At 58.3% G+C, this 18191-nt stretch carries 17 protein-coding genes and 2 tRNA genes; 2 read left to right on the plus strand and 17 right to left on the minus strand.

Going from position 1 to position 18191, the window contains the following annotated elements:
• Positions 1-70: 70 nt before the first annotated feature.
• The 15 genes from pnp to rlmE all read right to left on the minus strand — a co-directional run bounded on the left by pnp (position 71) and on the right by rlmE (position 15533).
• Positions 71-2218, minus strand: a complete 2148-nt coding sequence (pnp, locus tag KW824_RS08100) for a polyribonucleotide nucleotidyltransferase (RefSeq protein ID WP_041205197.1) — start codon at positions 2216-2218, stop codon at positions 71-73.
• Between the two features lie 180 nt (positions 2219-2398).
• Positions 2399-2668: a 30S ribosomal protein S15 gene (gene rpsO / locus KW824_RS08105; protein ID WP_005326646.1), complete on the minus strand. Its 270-nt coding sequence runs from the start codon at positions 2666-2668 to the stop codon at positions 2399-2401.
• A gap of 160 nt (positions 2669-2828) precedes the next feature.
• Complete coding sequence (gene truB, locus KW824_RS08110) at positions 2829-3788, minus strand: tRNA pseudouridine(55) synthase TruB (RefSeq protein ID WP_042648796.1); 960 nt, start codon at positions 3786-3788, stop codon at positions 2829-2831.
• Position 3789: 1 nt separating this feature from the next.
• Positions 3790-4224: a 30S ribosome-binding factor RbfA gene (gene rbfA, locus KW824_RS08115; protein WP_005326642.1), complete on the minus strand. Its 435-nt coding sequence runs from the start codon at positions 4222-4224 to the stop codon at positions 3790-3792.
• 55 nt (positions 4225-4279) lie between these two features.
• Entirely contained in the window at positions 4280-6976 is a 2697-nt protein-coding gene (gene infB / locus KW824_RS08120) for a translation initiation factor IF-2 (protein ID WP_005326640.1), read from the minus strand.
• Between the two features lie 20 nt (positions 6977-6996).
• Positions 6997-8499 (minus strand): transcription termination factor NusA, encoded by a 1503-nt coding sequence (gene nusA / locus KW824_RS08125; RefSeq protein ID WP_042648795.1) that lies wholly within the window; start codon positions 8497-8499, stop codon positions 6997-6999.
• A gap of 14 nt (positions 8500-8513) precedes the next feature.
• Positions 8514-8972 (minus strand): ribosome maturation factor RimP, encoded by a 459-nt coding sequence (gene rimP / locus KW824_RS08130; RefSeq protein WP_025326064.1) that lies wholly within the window; start codon positions 8970-8972, stop codon positions 8514-8516.
• A gap of 166 nt (positions 8973-9138) precedes the next feature.
• Positions 9139-9215, minus strand: a tRNA-Met gene (locus tag KW824_RS08135).
• Between the two features lie 91 nt (positions 9216-9306).
• Positions 9307-9391: transfer RNA gene (locus KW824_RS08140), tRNA-Leu, on the minus strand.
• Positions 9392-9400: 9 nt separating this feature from the next.
• Positions 9401-9727, minus strand: coding sequence for a preprotein translocase subunit SecG (gene secG, locus KW824_RS08145; RefSeq protein ID WP_042648794.1), 327 nt, complete (start codon positions 9725-9727; stop codon positions 9401-9403).
• Positions 9728-10492: a triose-phosphate isomerase gene (gene tpiA, locus KW824_RS08150; protein ID WP_042648793.1), complete on the minus strand. Its 765-nt coding sequence runs from the start codon at positions 10490-10492 to the stop codon at positions 9728-9730. It lies immediately after the preceding gene.
• 131 nt (positions 10493-10623) lie between these two features.
• Positions 10624-11958, minus strand: a complete 1335-nt coding sequence (glmM, locus tag KW824_RS08155) for a phosphoglucosamine mutase (RefSeq protein ID WP_042648792.1) — start codon at positions 11956-11958, stop codon at positions 10624-10626.
• Between the two features lie 17 nt (positions 11959-11975).
• Positions 11976-12821, minus strand: a complete 846-nt coding sequence (gene folP, locus KW824_RS08160) for a dihydropteroate synthase (protein ID WP_042648791.1) — start codon at positions 12819-12821, stop codon at positions 11976-11978.
• Positions 12822-12905: 84 nt separating this feature from the next.
• A complete protein-coding gene (gene ftsH / locus KW824_RS08165) occupies positions 12906-14858 on the minus strand; it encodes an ATP-dependent zinc metalloprotease FtsH (RefSeq protein WP_041205193.1) in 1953 nt (650 codons plus the stop codon).
• Positions 14859-14903: 45 nt separating this feature from the next.
• Positions 14904-15533: a 23S rRNA (uridine(2552)-2'-O)-methyltransferase RlmE gene (rlmE, locus tag KW824_RS08170; RefSeq protein ID WP_005326622.1), complete on the minus strand. Its 630-nt coding sequence runs from the start codon at positions 15531-15533 to the stop codon at positions 14904-14906.
• A 97-nt stretch (positions 15534-15630) separates the two neighbouring features.
• Between rlmE and yhbY the strand changes: the two genes are divergently transcribed.
• The gene (yhbY, locus tag KW824_RS08175) at positions 15631-15927 is read left to right on the plus strand and encodes a ribosome assembly RNA-binding protein YhbY (protein ID WP_005326620.1); all 297 of its coding nucleotides are present in this window, start codon (positions 15631-15633) and stop codon (positions 15925-15927) included.
• 105 nt (positions 15928-16032) lie between these two features.
• Positions 16033-16626: a PilZ domain-containing protein gene (locus KW824_RS08180; protein ID WP_218409494.1), complete on the plus strand. Its 594-nt coding sequence runs from the start codon at positions 16033-16035 to the stop codon at positions 16624-16626.
• A gap of 48 nt (positions 16627-16674) precedes the next feature.
• On the opposite strand, the gene greA is transcribed toward KW824_RS08180, so the two are convergent.
• Positions 16675-17151, minus strand: a complete 477-nt coding sequence (greA, locus tag KW824_RS08185; RefSeq protein ID WP_041205192.1) for a transcription elongation factor GreA — start codon at positions 17149-17151, stop codon at positions 16675-16677.
• A gap of 145 nt (positions 17152-17296) precedes the next feature.
• Positions 17297-18190, minus strand: a complete 894-nt coding sequence (locus KW824_RS08190) for a flagellar motor protein MotB (protein WP_042648788.1) — start codon at positions 18188-18190, stop codon at positions 17297-17299.
• Between the last annotated feature and the right edge of the window lies 1 nt (position 18191).

An 18191-nucleotide genomic window follows, 5' to 3' on the forward strand; every position in this document is an offset into this window, starting at 1 on the left:
AACAATGTTGCCGACTCGCTGGCATAAAAAAAGCCGACCCTGAGGTCGGCTTTTTCACAGTACGGCAGCCTTATTCGGCAGCCGGCTCTTCGACGGCGGCAACGGCCACGTCGGCAACCGGGGCGGCGGTTTCGGTCGGTGCATTCGCTTCCTTGATGGAGAGACGCACGCGGCCTTGACGGTCCACTTCCAGTACCTTCACCTTCACCACATCACCGATCTTCAGGAAGTCGGCCACGTTCTGCACGCGGGCATCAGTGATCTGGGAGATGTGTACCAGACCGTCTTTACCCGGCAGGATGTTGACGAAGGCGCCGAAATCAGCCAGACGCACAACCTTGCCTTCATAGATGCGGTTCACTTCGATCTCGGCGGTGATGGCCTCGATGCGACGGATGGCTTCCATGGCGGCTTCGTTGGCAACGGCGGAGATGCGGACAGTACCGTCATCATCCAGCTCGATGTTGGTGCCGGTCTCTTCGGTCAGGGCGCGGATCACGGAACCGCCCTTGCCGATGACATCCTTGATCTTCTCAGGATTGATCTTGATGGTGTGGATGCGCGGGGCGAAATCGGAGATTTCGGCACGGGGAGCCTGGATGGCCTCGTCCATGACCTTCAGGATGTGCAGGCGAGCGCCACGAGCTTGCTTGAGCGCAATCTCCATGATCTCTTTGGTGATGCCTTCGATCTTGATGTCCATCTGCAGCGCGGTGATACCCTGGGTAGTACCGGCCACCTTGAAGTCCATGTCGCCCAGGTGATCTTCGTCACCCAGGATGTCGGACAGCACGACGAAACCTTCTTCTTCCTTCACCAGACCCATGGCGATACCGGCAACGGAGGCCTTGATCGGAACACCCGCGTCCATCAGCGCCAGGGAGGAACCACAGACGGAGGCCATGGAGGAGGAACCGTTGGATTCGGTGATTTCAGACACCACGCGCACCACGTACGGGAACTCGGCGGCGCTCGGCATCACGGCAGCAACGCCGCGCTTGGCCAGACGACCGTGACCGATTTCACGACGCTTGGGGCTGCCCATCATGCCGGTTTCACCGACGCAGTACGGCGGGAAGTTGTAGTGCAGCATGAAGCGGTCGGCACGGTGGCCAGACAGCTCGTCAATGTTCTGGGCGTCACGCTCGGTACCCAGAGTCGCAACCACGATGGCCTGAGTCTCACCACGGGTGAACAGGGCGGAGCCGTGAGCACGGGGTAGGATGCCGGTGCCGACGGACAGGGCGCGGATCATCTCCGGATCGCGACCATCGATGCGCGGCTCGCCACGGACCACACGGCCACGGACGATGCGGCTTTCCAGGCTGTGGAACTCTTCGCCAATCTTCTTGGCATCTTCTTCCACGCCGGAGGCGATGACCTGCTCGACCACACGGCCCTTGATGGCACCGATGGCGGCGTAACGCACGGCCTTCTCGGTGATGCGGTAGGCTTCACCCAGTTCGGCGGTGGCCAGCTCGGCAACCTTGGCTTTCAGCGCTTCATTGACGGCAGGCGGAGTCCAGTCCCACGGCTGGGTACCCACGTCGGCAGCGAATTCGTTGATGGCGTTGATCACCACTTGCATCTGCTCGTGGCCATAGACCACGGCGCCCAGCATCACCTCTTCGGACAGGATGGCCGCTTCGGATTCCACCATCAGCACCGCGTTGGCAGTACCGGCAACCACCAGATCCAGATCACTCTGGGGCAGTTCGGTGGTGGTCGGGTTCAGCACGTACTGACCGTTCATGTAACCCACGCGGGCAGCAGCAATCGGGCCGCCGAACGGGATGCCGGAGATGGCCAGGGCAGCAGAGGCACCGATCATGGCAACGATGTCGGGGGACACGGCCGGGTTCACGGACATGACGGTGGCAACCACCTGAACCTCATTGAGGAAGCCTTCCGGGAACAGCGGACGAATAGGGCGGTCGATCAGGCGGGAGATGAGGGTTTCACCTTCGCTCGGACGGCCTTCACGACGGAAGAAACCACCCGGGATACGACCAGCAGCATAGGTACGCTCCTGGTAGTTGACGGTCAGCGGGAAGAAATCACGGCCGTGATCGGCCTCTTTCTTGCCGACGACGGTCACAAATACGCAGGTATCGTCCATGCTGACCATGACGGCCGCAGTGGCTTGACGGGCCATCACACCGGTTTCCAGGGTGACGGTGTGTTGACCGTACTGGAATGACTTTACAATAGGATTCACGTGAATTTCCTTTTTACAATTTGGCGCTTTAAATTCGCGTGCAAGTATACTTGATTCGCATCAAAAGGTAAGCGGTGGCACGCATTCTGTGAGACAGGCAACGGTTTGCCGCGCGATAAAAATGATCCATAAAAAAGGGGAACCTCACGGTTCCCCTTTTTCGCGAAATCTGATGGTCGATTAACGACGCAGACCCAGCTTGGCGATCAGAGCAGCGTAACGCTGAACGTCTTTACGCTTCAGGTAGTCCAGCAGCTTACGACGCTGGGAAACCATGCGCAGCAGACCGCGACGACCGTGGTGATCCTTGGAGTGCTCCTTGAAGTGACCTTGCAGATGGTTGATCTGGGCAGTCAGCAGGGCAACCTGCACTTCGGGGGAACCGGTGTCGTTGGCGCAACGAGCGTTGTCAGCAACGATGGAAGCTTTGATCTCAGCATTTAGAGACATGGTATTACTCCAGTAGAGTGTTTAAAGGTTCACAGCCAATCTCTAATTCAGCCGTGAAATGAGGGCGGTATCATAATCGCAGCCGCCCCTTTTCGCAACGATAAAGAGGAACGAGCTGCACGCGCCCTGGCCGGTGAGCCAGGGCGATACCGCCAGAGGATCACTCCTCGTCGCGATCGTCGTGATAACGCACCAGCCGCTTGGGGGCGACTCGCCCTTCGTCGTCGATCTCGCCGACGCCGATAAACTCGCGCTCAGGGCCCACCGTCATGCGTACCTGGCCGCTTTGCGGCGCACCCGCCACCTGCACGGCCTGGCCCTGATTCACATAGGCGGCCACGGCCGTCAACATGTTCACCTCGGGCAGGGACGCCACTGCGGTATCCATCGGCAGCAGCAGCGGATCCAGCTGCTCCCGCGGCGGAATGCTCTCGGCCTTGGCCTGCTCGAAGATACATTCGAGCTGCTCCAGGGTCAGCATCCTGTCGTAGGGATAGCTGGCCACCTGGGTACGACGCAGCTGGGTGACGTGAGCACCACAGCCCAGCACTTCGCCGAGATCGTCCACCAGGGAGCGAATGTAGGTGCCCTTGCTGCAGTGCACTTCGAGGCGCACTTCATCACCTTCAAAACTCAGCAGTTTGAGCTCGAATACCGTGATGGGACGGGCTTCCCGCTCGATCTCGATGCCTTCACGGGCGTACTCGTAGAGCGGACGACCGTTGTGCTTGAGAGCGGAGTACATGGACGGCACCTGCATGATGGGGCCGCGGAACTGGTCCAGCGCCTCGATCAGGGTACCCACGGCCACGTTCACCGGACGGGTGGAGACCACCTCGCCGTCGGAGTCGCTGGTGTTGGTGCGCTCGCCCAGCTTGGCGGTCACCTCATAGCGCTTGTCCGCCTCCAGCAGATACTGGGAGAACTTGGTGGCTTCGCCCAGGCAGATCGGCAACATGCCGGTTGCCAAGGGATCCAGGGCGCCGGTGTGGCCGGCCTTGGCCGCGTTGTAGATCCGCTTGACCTTCTGCAACACATCGTTGGAGGTCAGACCGGTCGGCTTGTCCAGCAGCAGGATACCGTGTACGTCACGGCCCTTGAAACGACGTCTTCGAGACATCTCAGGCTTTATCCTCAGTTGTATCATCCGGTGCGGCTTCGTCTTCTTCACGACCAGCTTCGGTCATGCGACGCTTGTCTTCACGCACAGTGTTGGTCACCAGGTTGGAGAGGCGCATCCCCTCGACCAGGGTCTGGTCGTAGTAGAAACGCAGCTCCGGCACCACCCGCAGACGCATGGCGCTGCCGAGCAGGCTGCGAATGTAACCGGCCGCCTCGGTCAGGCCCTTGAGCCCTTCCGCGATGCGCTCGGCGTCATTCTCCAGCTGCAAGAAGGTGACGTAAATCTTGGCATAGTTGAGGTCCTTGGACACTTCCACGTCGGAGACGGTCACCATACCGATGCGCGGGTCTTTCACCTCGCGCTGCAAGATCAGCGCGATTTCACGCTGGATCTGCTGCCCGACCCGACGGGTCCGGCTAAATTCTCTGGCCATATTCTATCCTGCGATAAAAGGGGGCCGCAGCCCCCTATTTGTTCTAACGCTCGGCTTACAGAGTCCGCTGAATTTCAATGGTCTCGTAAACTTCGATCTGGTCGCCTTCACGCACGTCGTTGTAGTTCTTGACCGCGATACCACACTCGTAACCGTTGCGGACTTCGTTGACGTCATCCTTGAAGCGACGCAGGGATTCCAGCTCGCCTTCATAGATAACCACGTTGTCACGCAGAACGCGAATACGGTTGGAACGCTTGACCACACCTTCGGTGACCATACAGCCGGCAACGGCGCCGAACTTCGGTGACTTGAAGACGCTACGGACTTCAGCCAGACCGATGATCTCCTGACGATACTCAGGGGCCAGCTTGCCGCTCATGGCCTGCTTCACTTCGTCGATCAGGTCATAGATGACGGAGTAGTAACGCAGATCCAGGCTCTCGGATTCGATGACCTTGCGCGCAGAAGCGTCGGCACGGACGTTGAAGCCCACCAGGATGGCGCTGGAAGCAGCTGCCAGGGTAGCGTCGGTTTCGGTGATACCACCGACCCCGGAACCCACGATCTTGACCTTGACTTCGTCGGTAGAGAGCTGCACCAGTGCATCGCAGATAGCTTGCACGGAACCCTGTACGTCGGCCTTGATCACCACGTTCACTTCGGACACTTCGCCCTCGGTCATGTTGGCGAACATGTTTTCCAGCTTGGCCTTCTGCTGGCGAGCCAGCTTGACGTCGCGGAACTTGCCCTGACGATAGAGGGCCACTTCACGGGCTTTCTTCTCGTCACGTACAACAGTGGCTTCGTCACCGGCAGACGGCACACCGGACAGACCCAGGATTTCCACCGGCAGGGACGGGCCCGCTTCCTTGATCTCGCGACCCAGTTCGTCACGCATGGCACGAATACGACCGTATTCCAGACCACACAGTACGATGTCGCCCTGGCGCAGAGTACCTTCTTGTACCAGTACGGTAGCAACCGGACCACGGCCCTTGTCCAGGAAGGACTCGATCACGACGCCGCTGGCCATGCCATCGACGACCGCTTTCAGTTCCAGCACTTCGGACTGGATCAGGATGGCTTCCAGTAGATCGTCGATGCCTTCGCCGGATTTGGCGGAGACATGCACGAACTGGCTGTCACCACCCCAGTCTTCGGACATGACGTTGTAACGGGCCAGCTCGGTCTTGACGCGATCCGGATCCGCTTCAGGCTTGTCGATCTTGTTGACCGCAACCACGATGGGCACTTCTGCCGCCTTGGCGTGCTGGATGGCTTCGATGGTTTGCGGCATGACGCCATCATCGGCAGCGACGACCAGTACCACGATATCGGTCGACTTGGCACCACGGGCACGCATGGAGGTAAACGCGGCGTGACCCGGAGTATCCAGGAAGGTGATCATGCCACTGTCGGTTTCGACGTGGTAAGCACCGATGTGCTGGGTGATACCACCGGCTTCGCCAGCGGCAACCTTGGCCTTGCGGATGTAGTCAAGCAGCGAGGTCTTGCCGTGGTCGACGTGACCCATGATGGTCACGACAGGTGCGCGCGGCTTGGCTTCGGAGGTCTCGTCACGATCGGACAGTACCGCCTCTTCCAGTTCGTTCTCACGACGCAGCAATACCTTGTGACCCATCTCCTCGGCGACCAGCTGAGCAGTCTCCTGATCGATCACCTGGTTGATGGTAGCCATGGCGCCCATCTTCATCATCGCCTTGATGACTTCGACACCCTTGACGGCCATCTTGTTGGCCAGCTCGGCCACAGTGATGGTCTCGCCGATGACGACATCGCGGTTCACCACGGCAGCCGGCTTGTTGAAGCCGTGCTTCATGGCGTTGGGCATGGCGACCTTGCCGCGCTTGCCTTTGCGAGCACGGGGGTTGCGGGAGTCACGGTCGTCTTCGCGGCGAGTAGCCTTTTTCGGTGCCTTGACCGCTGCAGCAGCAGTGCGACGACTGGTCTCTTCCTTCCGGTCCAACTCGTCTTCTGCTGCTTGCGCATGCTTGTTGGTGGTCAGATGGTAATCACTGCTCTCTTTGGCGCGAGCAGCTTCTTCTTCAGCCCAGCGAGGGCCGTTCTGTTCCGCCATCAGACGAGCCTCTTCGGCTTTCTTGGCGGCGAGTTCTTCTGCTTTTTGCAAAGCGGTTTGTTCCTGTTGGCGCTTCAGTTCTTCTGCTTCGCGCTTGGCCATCTTTTCTGCCTCTTGCTGAGCTGTGCTAGCGGCTACTTTGGCGGGCTGTGGAGCCTGTCGAGCCTTTGATTGTGCCTCGATCCGCGCCTTTTCCTCAGCTTCACGACGAGCCTGCTCAGCCTCACGGCGAGCCTTCTCTTCAGCATCGAGACGAGCCTTGTTCTCGGCCTCGTGACGAGCTTTTTCTTCTGCTTCCAAACGCGCTTTTTCCTCGGCTTCCGCCTGACGCTGTTCATCTTCCAGCGCCGAGCGTTTTACATAGGTGCGAGTCTTGCGCACTTCAACCTGCACTTCCTTGTTCTTGCCGCCAGTTCCTTGAACACTGATGGTGCTCTTGGTCTTGCGCTGCAATGTCATGCGGGCTGGTGCGGTGATCTCGTCACCTCCATGCTGTTTTTTCAAGTGAGCCAGCAGAGTCTGTTTCTCAGACTCGCTGACGAGGTCGTCGGCCTTGCTCTTGCTGATACCGGCATCGACAAACTGCTGGAGAAGACGATCAACCGGCGTGTCGATGTCAGTGGCAAGTTGTTTGACTGATACTTCTGCCATTCATTTTCCTCCGTTTGATCTTATTCAGACTGCTCTTCTCCGAACCAACAGATATTGCGAGCAGCCATAATCAGCTCACCGGCTTTCTCAGCGGTCAGCTCTTCAATGTCGGCAAGGTCGTCGATACCTTGCTCTGCCAAATCTTCCAGGGTGCCGACGCCGCGAGCGGCCAGGGCATACGCCATGTCACGGCCAAGGCCGTTGAGATTGAGCAGTTCTTCGGAAGGCTCTACGCCGTCGAAGGATTCTTCTTTGGCCAGGGCCTTGGTGGTCAGAACATCCTTGGCACGCTTGCGCAGCTCTTCCACCATGTCTTCGTCCAGACCGTCGATGGCCAGCAGCTCATTGACGGGTACGAAGGCGATCTCTTCCAGGGTGGAGAAACCTTCTTCCATCAGCAGACCGGCGAAATCGTCGTCGATGTCCAGCGCTGTGGTGAACAGAGTCAGGATGCGATCGTTCTCGGCCTGGTGCTTGGCACGCATGTCCTCGACGGTCATGACGTTCAGCTCCCAACCGGTCAGCTGGGAGGCCAGACGCACGTTCTGACCGTTGCGACCAATGGCCTGGGCCAGGTTGGCAGCTTCCACGGCGATGTCCATGGTGTGGTTGTCTTCATCAACGATGATGGAGGCCACATCGGCAGGCGCCATGGCATTGATCACGTATTGGGCCGGGTTGTCATCGTACAGCACGATGTCGGCACGCTCACCGCTCAGCTCGGCGGATACCGCCTGAACGCGAGCACCGCGCATGCCGATACAGGCACCGATCGGGTCGATACGACGATCGTTGGTCTTGACCGCAATCTTGGCGCGGGAACCCGGATCACGGGCAGCGCCCATGATTTCGATCATCTCTTCGCCGATTTCCGGCACTTCGATGCGGAACAGCTCTTTCAGGAAGTCTGGGCTGGAGCGGCTGACGAACAGCTGGGAACCACGGGCTTCCGGGCGGACTGCATAGAGCAGGCCACGGATGCGGTCACCGGGACGGAAGGTCTCACGGGGCAGCATGTCGTCACGGAAGATCACGGCCTCGGCATTGCTGCCCAGATCCAGGATGACGTTGTCGCGGTTGCTCTTCTTGACCACGCCGCTGATGATGGTGCCTTCCTTGTCCTTGAACTGGTCAACGACTTGGGAACGCTCGGCCTCGCGCACTTTCTGCACGATAACCTGCTTGGCGGTCTGGGTGGTGATGCGGTCGAAGGTGACAGAGTCAATCTGGTCTTCAACATAGTCGCCGATCTGGATATCCGGCTGCTCGATCTGAGCGGCTTCGAGAGTGATTTCCCCATACGGGTTCTCCATGGAAGCCTGATCGGCCACCACGACCCAACGGCGATAGGTGTCGTAGTCACCGGTCTTGCGATCGATCTCGACCCGAACTTCAATCTCGCCTTCGTATTTTTTCTTGGTCGCAGTCGCCAGCGCAGTCTCCAGAGCCTGGAAAATCTTCTCGCGGGGGACAGCCTTCTCGTTGGACACAGCGTCAACGACCAGCAAAATCTCTTTATTCATATCCGATAGCCTCGTTAACCAAAGTTCGGCACTATGTTCGCTTTTTGGATATTGGTGAAAGCCAACACCTCGTCCTTACCATCTACTGTCAGGGTGATCATGTCCCCCTGCACAGCTTTGATTACGCCTTTGAACTTGCGGCGGTTGTTTGTTGCCATCCGAAGCGAAACCGCCGCCTCTTGGCCAACGTATTTTTCGAACTGGGCAACCTTGAACAGCGGACGATCCAGGCCCGGGGAGGAAACCTCGAGGTAATATTCCTCGGTGATGGGATCTTCAACGTCCATGATGGCGCCAACCTGGCGGCTCACCTCGGCACAGTCTTCCACCGTCACGCCTTGCTCTGAGTCGATGAAGACGCGCAAGGTCGAGTGCTTACCCGCACGGATAAACTCGACACCCCAAAGTTCAAAACCCAAGGCAACGACCGGAGCCTCGAGCAGATCGGTCAAACGTTGTTCCAACGTAGCCAAAGTCACCCTCCGAAAAACAAAAAAAGGGCATATAGCCCAGATAGAGATCGATTCAGAGTAAATCGCACATAACAAAAAGCCCCGATGTCAAATCGGGGCTTGGCGCTTTACCCTGATTGTCGCCTCGCAGCGACCGCCTTCCTGAGCGTAGGAAATGCGTGAAATTTGGTTGCGGGGGCCGGATTTGAACCGACGACCTTCGGGTTATGAGCCCGACGAGCTACCATGCTGCTCCACCCCGCGTCCGAAATCGTGCGAGATTATAGCCACTTCATTCTCATCACACAAGACTGACTGGCTATAACTTCCCGGTTACCCGGGTTCACTGCTTAATTGGTGCCGTGGGCGGGACTCGAACCCGCACACCCTAGAGCACTACCCCCTCAAGATAGCGTGTCTACCAATTCCACCACCACGGCAAAAACTCTTTACTCGGGAACGTCAGCGTCTTTCTTCACTGGCGCTTTGGTCTGCTCAACTTGCTGAGTCTGTTGCAGATTTTCCCATTCGCTACCCTGTTTTACCTTGTTGCTTGACATGGAGCCGAGCACCAGGCTGATCAAAAAGAACAGAGTGGCCAAAATTGCAGTTGTGCGGGTCAGGAAACTGCCTGAACCACCGGAGCCGAATACGGTATTCGATGCCCCTGCGCCGAAGGAGGCGCCCATATCAGCCCCTTTACCTTGCTGAATCATCACCAGACCGATCAGAGCCAGTGACACCAGCAGATAAACGACTAAAAGAATCTCGTACATTTAACTTGCACCCTTTGCCGCTTCAACAATTCCTAAAAACGCATCGCTGTCGAGGCTTGCTCCACCTATCAGTCCGCCATCAATGTCGGGCTGGGCAAACAAATCTCTCGCGTTGGTCGGCGTCACGCTCCCACCATAGATGATTCTTACTTTCTCACCTATTACCGGAGTATCCTCCGCCAAGCGACCACGTATAAAGGAATGAACCTCTTGTGCCTGCTCGGGTGTGGCGCATTTACCTGTACCTACAGCCCAAATCGGCTCGTAGGCGATGATAGCATTATCGAAAGCCATCGCGCCATTTTTCTCTATGACGATGTCCAGCTCTTCGGCGATCACCTCGAAGGTTCTTCTCGCCTGCCTCGCAGCACCTGACTCCCCCAGACAAAGGATGGGAATCAAACCTGCCGCTCTGACTGCCGCAAACTTCTCTGCGACGATAAAGCTGGTCTCACCAAAGAGACGCCTGCGCTCGGAGTGACCGACCAGTACGTATCGGCACCCTGCCTCGACCAGCATCTCACACGAGACTTCACCCGTATAAGCGCCCTGTCTGTGCTGGCTCACATTTTGAGCCCCCAACCTTATCACCTTCTGCTCATCGAGCAGTCGTGCGGTAAAGTCGAGATGCACGTGGGAAGGACAGAGAACAACATCTACATCATCACCAACACCCTTCAGGCATTGACTCGTAAACTGCTCTAACTGCGACCTACTACCGTGTAACTTCCAGTTGGCGGCTACAAACGGCTTGCGATGTCCCATCGGCAACTCCCTTGCGAAAGCGGGGCTGATAATATCCAGAGGATGATCAGCTGACAAGTGCTATTTTCAAATTTTCGAATCGTTTGAACAAGATACAACCAGGGCGATTAAAAAATCGCCCTGGTTGCTCATTAAAACGCCGATTCGACCTGTTGGGCGATGCGTTGTGCCATGTCACGCACCTGTTGCTCATGCTCCCCTTCCACCATGACCCGGATCAAGGGCTCGGTGCCGGATTTGCGCAGCAGGACACGGCCACGGCCGCCCAGTTCCTGTTCCACCTTGGCCACTTCCTGCTGCACGGCTTCGGCCGCCAGCGGATCCTTGCCCTCGGCAAAACGTACGTTCACCAGTACCTGGGGGAACTTGCTCATGCCGGAGCGCAGCTTGGCCAGCGGCATCTCCGCAGAGCACACCGCCGTCAGCACCTGCAGGGCGGCGACTATGCCATCCCCTGTGGTGGTCTGGTCCAGGCAGATGATGTGACCGGAGTTCTCGCCACCGATGCGCCAGCCCTTCTCGTTCATCATCTCGAGCACGTAGCGGTCACCCACCTTGGCACGGGCAAATGGAATACCGAGCGTCTGCAGCGCCAGCTCCAGGCCCATGTTGGCCATTAGAGTACCTACCACACCGCCCTTGAGGCGGCCATTGCGCAGGGCATCGCGGGCGATGATGTAGAGGATCTCGTCACCGTCGATGATGTAGCCAGTGCTGTCTACCATCACCAGGCGATCGCCGTCACCGTCGAAGGCAACACCGAGATCGGCCTTGCACTCCAGCACCTTGGCGGCCAGCGCCTCCGGTGCGGTGGAGCCCACCCCATCGTTGATGTTGAGGCCATCCGGGCTGCAACCGATGGCAATCACCTCGGCGCCCAGCTCGCGGAACACCGAGGGGGCAATGTGATAGGTGGCTCCATGGCCACAATCCACCACCATCTTCACTCCTTCCAGGCTCAGATGGGTGGGGAAGGTGCTCTTGCAGAACTCGATGTAACGGCCGGCGGCATCGTCGATGCGCTGCGCCTTGCCAAGTTCGGCGGACTCCACGCACTTGAGCTCGTTATCCAGCTCGGCCTCGATGGCCAGCTCCACTTCATCGGGCAGCTTGGTGCCATCGGCGGAGAAGAACTTGATGCCGTTGTCGTAATAAGGGTTGTGGGAGGCGCTGATGACGATGCCAGCCTCGGCACGGAAGGTGCGAGTCAGGTAGGCCACCGCCGGCGTCGGCATGGGACCCATCAGTATGGCCTTGAGGCCCGCTGCGGAGAGGCCCGCTTCCAGGGCGGATTCAAGCATATAGCCAGAGATGCGAGTATCTTTGCCGATCAGCACCTTCTTGGTGCCTTTCTTGGAGAGCACCTTGCCGGCGGCCCAACCCAACTTCATCACAAAATCCGGGGTGATAGGAAATTCGCCAACCTTGCCGCGGACACCATCGGTGCCAAAATACTTTCTGGTCATTGTCTGTTCTCGTTTTTTTATTTGGATATGAAATCTTGTCCCGTCATTACCATCCAGCCAACGCGCAGAGCATCCATGGTGGCTCGCACGTCGTGCACCCGGATGATCCTGGCGCCATGTTGCAACCCGATCAGAGCGCAGGCCAGGCTGCCGGCCAGCCGCTCATCAACGGGGCGGCCAAGCAGATTGCCTATCATAGACTTTCGCGACATCCCCACCAAGAGCGGCAGACCGTAATCCAACAACTTCTGCTGTTCGGCCAGCAACTGATAGTTGTGTGCCACCGTCTTGCCAAAACCATAACCCGGATCCAGCAGCAGGTGCCGACGCGGGATCCCTGCATCCAGGCAAGCGACTATCCGTTCGTCGAAGAAGGCCCTCACTTCCCCCAGCAAGTCGTCGTAATGAGGTTCGGCCTGCATGGTTCTCGGCTGGCCTTGCATGTGCATCAGACACACGGGCACGTCAGCCCCTGCCGCTGCAGCCAGGGCACCGGGCTCGAGCAGGGACCGCACATCATTGATGAGGTGAGCGCCTGCCGAGCAGCCCGCCCTCATCACGGCAGCCTTGGAGGTATCGAGGGAGATCATCACATCGAGTTCCTGCACCATCCGCTCGACCACAGGGATAACCCTGTCCAGCTCCTCCTGCTCGCTCACGTCGGGGGCGCCCGGGCGGGTCGACTCGCCACCGATGTCGATGAGGGTGGCTCCCTCCTCCACCATCTGACGAGCATGAGCCAGCGCCAGTTCAAGTGGTTTGAAGCGGCCGCCATCGGAGAAGGAGTCCGGAGTCACGTTGAGGATCCCCATGACGTGGGGACGCTCCAGGGAGAGGCTGCGCCCCTTGCTGATTAGTTGCATCTTTACATCTACCTGTTACAAGAAAATCTGGGTATCCGCATAAAGAAAAACCCCGGGCAAGCCCGGGGTTTGGATCATGAAAGCTTATTTGGCCGGGACATCGTTCGCCTTGTCGATGTCATTCAGCGGTGCACTGCTGTCATCGGACGGCGCCTTGACCTCGGGCTCGCGGCTCACACTGGCGCCACCTTGCGGGGTATCACCGTGCTCATCATGCCAGTTGCTGGGAGCACGAACCTCACGACGTGCCATCAGATCGTCGATCTGCTTAGCATCTATGGTCTCGTACTTCATCAAGGCATCCTTCATGGTGTGCAGTACATCCATGTTGTCCTGCAGGATCTGCTTGGCACGAGCATAGTTGCGATCGATGACCTGCTTGACCTCGGCATCGATGACACGCGCGGTGTCGTCGGACATGTGCTTGGCCTTGGCCATGCTGCGACCGAGGAACACTTCACCATCTTCTTCTGCATAGAGCATGGGGCCGAGGCGCTCGGACATCCCCCACTGAGTGACCATCTTGCGCGCGATGTCGGTAGCACGCTCGATGTCATTGGAGGCACCGGTCGATACCTTCTCGGTACCGTAGATCAGCTCTTCCGCCAGACGACCGCCGTACAGGCTGGAGATCATCGACTCCAGATGCTGCTTGGAGTGGCTCCAGCGATCCTGCTCCGGCAGATACATGGTCACACCCAGCGCACGACCGCGCGGGATGATGGAGACCTTGTAGACGGGATCATGATCCGGCACGACACGACCAATGATGGCGTGACCGGCTTCATGATAAGCCGTCATCTCCTTCTCGGACTCTTTCATCACCATGGAGCGGCGTTCCGCCCCCATCATGATCTTGTCCTTGGCCTTCTCGAATTCCAGCATGGAGACCACGCGGCGGCTCTCACGGGCGGAGAACAGGGCAGCCTCGTTGACCAGGTTGGCGAGATCGGCACCGGAGAAACCTGGCGTACCACGGGCAATCAGCGCCGGATTGACGTCATCCGCCAACGGCACCTTGCGCATGTGCACCTTCAGGATCTGCTCACGGCCGCGGACATCCGGCAGACCGACCACGACCTGACGGTCGAAACGACCCGGGCGCAGCAGAGCGGGATCCAGCACGTCTGGACGGTTGGTCGCGGCGATGACGATGACGCCTTCATTGCCTTCGAAACCATCCATCTCGACCAGCATCTGGTTCAGGGTCTGCTCACGCTCATCGTGGCCACCACCCAGACCGGCGCCACGCTGGCGACCGACCGCATCGATTTCATCGATGAAGATGATGCAGGGGGAGGACTTCTTGGCCTGCTCGAACATGTCACGCACCCGGGAGGCGCCGACACCCACGAACATCTCGACGAAGTCGGAACCGGAGATGGTGAAGAAGGGCACCTTGGCCTCACCCGCGATGGCCTTGGCCAGCAGGGTCTTACCGGTACCGGGCGGGCCTACCAGCAGCACGCCGGTCGGGATCTTGCCGCCCAGTTTCTGGAACTTGGTCGGATCGCGCAGATAGTCGACCAGCTCTTTGACCTCTTCCTTCGCCTCGTCACAACCCGCCACGTCGACGAAGGTGGTCTTGATCTGATCTTCACTCATCAGGCGAGCCTTGCTCTTGCCGAACGACATGGCACCCTTGCCACCGCCGCCCTGCATCTGACGCATGAAGAAGACCCAGACACCGATCAGCAACAGCATCGGGAACCAGGAGATGAAGATGGACGTGATCAGAGACGGCTCTTCCGGCTTCTCACCCATCACCTTCACGTTATGGTTGAGCATGTCGTTAAGCAGTTGGGGATCCGGCGCAGGGATGATGGTGGTGAAACGTTCACCGGTGCGCTTGACGCCATTAATGACCTTGCCATCCATCCGCACTTCACGGATCTGCTCTTGGGTCACTTCTTTCACGAAGCTGGAATAGTCCAGCTGGCGACTGGTAGTATCGCTGGGGCTGAAGCTATTGAACACCGACATCAGCACGACGGCGATGACCAGCCACAGGATTAGGTTTTTCGCCATGTCACTCAAATCAATGACCTCGCAGACTGACAGTTAACGATGAGGGTTAGGGTACTACAGTTTAAAACCGGTAGCCACAATGTAGACTTCTCGTGAACGGGCACGGGAGGAGTCTGGTTTACGAATCTTGACGACAGAGAAAAGTCTACGAATTTCATTGAGATAAGCGTCGAAGCCCTCCCCCTGAAATACCTTGACCACGAAACTGCCATTACTGCGCAGGACCTGATTGCACATGTCCAGCGCCAGCTCGATCAGATACATGGAGCGAGCCTGATCCACCTGCTGGGTCCCGCTCATGTTGGGCGCCATGTCAGACATGACCACATCAACCTTGTCCGGGCCAACCCGGGCCAGCAAGGCGGCAAGCACAGTTTCCTCCCGAAAGTCCCCTTGCAGGAAATCGACACCGGCAATGGAATCCATCGGCAGAATATCGCAAGCAATCACCCGTCCCTTGTCACCCACCTGATCGATAGCGAACTGGGACCAGCCACCAGGGGCGGCTCCCAGATCCACCACCGTCATGCCCGGCTTGAGCAGTTTGTCCTTGCCCTGGATCTCGTCGATCTTGAACACGGCGCGGGAACGCAGTCCCAACTTCTGGGCTTTTTTGACGTAATGATCGTCAAAATGTTCTTTTAACCAGCGGGTTGAACTGGGGGAATGTTTTTTCTGGGTCATGATTGTCGACTTTAAAAAACCACAAGGGTTATTAGTATTAAGGGCTAAGTGGGGGTAGAATACGCCCCTTTCAACCCTGACTTATGAAGAAATTGCCATGATTCTCAACAATAAACAGAAACAATACCTCAAGGGCCTCGCCCACAGCCTGAAGCCGGTCGTCCTGCTGGGACAACACGGCCTGACCGAAGGGGTGCTGGCCGAGATCGATCTGGCGCTGAACCACCACGAGCTGATCAAGGTTAAGGTGTCGTCTGAAGATCGTGAGATGAAACAGCTGGTAATGGATGCCATCGTTCGTGAAACCGGCGCCATCAAGGTACAGAGCATGGGCCATGTACTGACCATCTATCGTCAGGCCACAGAACCCAAGATCCAGTTGCCCCGCAAGTAACAGGAAAGAGCGTTCGCTCTTTCCTTCATTTCTCTTCTTCCCAAGTCGCTTGCCAAAATAGTCGTCAGGCCCTTAACCTGCGATGAATACTTGCGGACATCCACTATGGACAAGCATCAGATTCTCACCGACGAGGAGCTGGCCATGCTGCAGGACTTGGGAGACGCCGAGGACATGGCCGCCGGCCAGTTCCTGCGAGGCAACCTGAGCCTTCCCCTACAGAGCCTGTTGCAACGGGCCAGCCCCCTGACGATCGAGGCCCGCATCGCCGGCCATCAACTGCGTTTTCCGCTGCATTGTACCCTGGCGGCGGAAGGCCACACCGAACTGCGCATCGCCGCCCCTACCATCACGGAGCTGGGCTCCCCTCACCTGCGCGCCTGGCGACTCGATGAGAAAGCCGTCCTGCACACCAGCGATGCCGAGTATGAGGTGCACAGCCTCTCCCTCGGTGGTCTCATCGTGGCCGGCTTGCCACCGACTCTGGCCAAGGGCGATCGGCTGCACGGCACCCTCGGCATAGAAGGATTGCCTCCCCTGGCACTGAGCGGCACCCTGATAAGGCACGTCCACTCCCACCAGCAGCGCCACGACTGGGCCTTGAAATTCCAGCTGGACAAGGGAGACCAGGAGCAACTGCGAGACTGGCTCTTCCAGCGTCATCAGGACGCCTTCGTCCAGACCTATCAGGGGGACTAAATGCAACAGGGGAGCCGGGCTCCCCTGTTTCTTCATCGCCCCTCATCGTCAGAGGTAGGCGACTTCCAGAATTTCGTACTCAACATCGCCAGCCGGTGTCTTGACGATGGCCACATCGTCCACTTCCTTGCCGATCAGGGCACGGGCAATGGGCGAGTTCACGGAGATCATGTTCTGCTTGATGTCCGCCTCGTCGTCGCCCACGATGCGGTACACCACTTCCTCTTCCGTTTCGCTTTTCAGCAGGGTCACGGTCGCACCGAAGATGACGCGGCCATTGTTGGCAATCTTGGTGATATCGATCACCTGAGCATTGGAGAGCTTGCTCTCAATCTCCTGAATGCGGCCTTCACAGAAACCTTGCTGCTCGCGAGCGGCATGGTATTCGGCGTTTTCTTTCAGATCACCATGTTCACGGGCATCAGCAATCGCTTCGATAATCTGGGGACGCAGCTCGCTCTTCAGATAGTCGAGCTCTTGACGCAGCTTTTCAGCGCCGCGAACAGTCATCGGAGTATGATTCATAGTCGAAACCTGGGTTGCCTTATAAAGAGAAGCTGCGGCAATCAAAGAGAGCCGCAGCTATCGGTTCGGATGAGGCATCTTAATATGAAGCCGCCACAAAATCCATGTCAGCCCCTGCGAACGGGATCGTGCTTCCTGGCGAAAGCTACTTGGGATCCGCCACCCCTATAGGGGCAGATACCGTCGGTTTGCCCTGCATGATGGCGATCTCCACCCGCCGGTTCATGCGTCGGTTCTCCGGGCTGTTGTTCGGCACCAGAGGCTGGGAATCCGCCATCCCCTGCACCACCAGACGGCTGCCATCAAAGCCGGGCACCTTGATCATCTGGTGGGCCACCGCCACCGCACGTTGGGATGAGAGCTCCCAGTTGGACTGGAACAGCTCGTCTTCGGTGGCAACGTCATCGGTATGACCGGAAACGGTGATCTCCCCAGGCACATCCTTGAGCAAGGTCGCGACTTTACGGATCACCGGCCAGAACTGGGGCTGCAGGAAGGCGGATCCCGCCGGGAACGCCGCCTTCTCGCGGATGCGAATGATGATCTGCTGACCCAGCGCCTCTATCTCGATGGCACCGTCCTGGATCTGTGCCTGCATCTGCTCGGCCAGCGCCTTGGCCAGTTCGTTGGACTGCTCCTGCGCCTTCTGGGCCTGCTGGGCGGTGTCGCCGCCGCTCTGCTGCCCCTCGGTCTTGTCATGGCCCCCCGCCTGATCCGCATCCCCGGGTTGAAAATCCAGCTCGGTCTGGGTCATGTCGATGGTCTGCTGCATGATGGTGTCGATGGGCGTCGGTTCAGGCCGGCCAGGGCGAAACTCCTGGGCGATGACAGAGGTCCCCTTGGGGATGTCCTTCACCTCCAGGATGTTCTGCACCCCGAACGCCTTCTCCATGGAGCCGGCGATCTGCTTGAACTTCTGCACATCCATCTCGGCGAAGGAGAGCAGCAGCACGAAGAAACACATTAACAGGGACATGAGATCGGCGAAGGTACCCATGTAGCCGGGCAGGCCGGGCGGCGGACACTTGCACTTTGCCATG

It is taken from the genome of Aeromonas sp. sif0611, from assembly GCF_019218845.1.
In the GTDB taxonomy this organism is placed as follows: Bacteria; Pseudomonadota; Gammaproteobacteria; order Enterobacterales; family Aeromonadaceae; genus Aeromonas; species Aeromonas media.

What these genes read in the sequence shown, in the direction of transcription:
- rpsO (WP_005326646.1), bottom strand. Translation starts at nt 2,668, where the DNA reads ATGTCTCTAAATGCTGAGATCAAAGCTTCCATCGTTGCTGACAACGCT.
- truB (WP_042648796.1), bottom strand. Translation starts at nt 3,788, where the DNA reads ATGTCTCGAAGACGTCGTTTCAAGGGCCGTGACGTACACGGTATCCTG.
- rbfA (WP_005326642.1), bottom strand. Translation starts at nt 4,224, where the DNA reads ATGGCCAGAGAATTTAGCCGGACCCGTCGGGTCGGGCAGCAGATCCAG.
- infB (WP_005326640.1), bottom strand. Translation starts at nt 6,976, where the DNA reads ATGGCAGAAGTATCAGTCAAACAACTTGCCACTGACATCGACACGCCG.
- nusA (WP_042648795.1), bottom strand. Translation starts at nt 8,499, where the DNA reads ATGAATAAAGAGATTTTGCTGGTCGTTGACGCTGTGTCCAACGAGAAG.
- secG (WP_042648794.1), bottom strand. Translation starts at nt 9,727, where the DNA reads ATGTACGAGATTCTTTTAGTCGTTTATCTGCTGGTGTCACTGGCTCTG.
- tpiA (WP_042648793.1), bottom strand. Translation starts at nt 10,492, where the DNA reads ATGGGACATCGCAAGCCGTTTGTAGCCGCCAACTGGAAGTTACACGGT.
- glmM (WP_042648792.1), bottom strand. Translation starts at nt 11,958, where the DNA reads ATGACCAGAAAGTATTTTGGCACCGATGGTGTCCGCGGCAAGGTTGGC.
- folP (WP_042648791.1), bottom strand. Translation starts at nt 12,821, where the DNA reads ATGCAACTAATCAGCAAGGGGCGCAGCCTCTCCCTGGAGCGTCCCCAC.
- rlmE (WP_005326622.1), bottom strand. Translation starts at nt 15,533, where the DNA reads ATGACCCAGAAAAAACATTCCCCCAGTTCAACCCGCTGGTTAAAAGAA.
- yhbY (WP_005326620.1), top strand. Translation starts at nt 15,631, where the DNA reads ATGATTCTCAACAATAAACAGAAACAATACCTCAAGGGCCTCGCCCAC.
- KW824_RS08180 (WP_218409494.1), top strand. Translation starts at nt 16,033, where the DNA reads ATGGACAAGCATCAGATTCTCACCGACGAGGAGCTGGCCATGCTGCAG.
- greA (WP_041205192.1), bottom strand. Translation starts at nt 17,151, where the DNA reads ATGAATCATACTCCGATGACTGTTCGCGGCGCTGAAAAGCTGCGTCAA.
- KW824_RS08190 (WP_042648788.1), bottom strand. Translation starts at nt 18,190, where the DNA reads ATGGCAAAGTGCAAGTGTCCGCCGCCCGGCCTGCCCGGCTACATGGGT.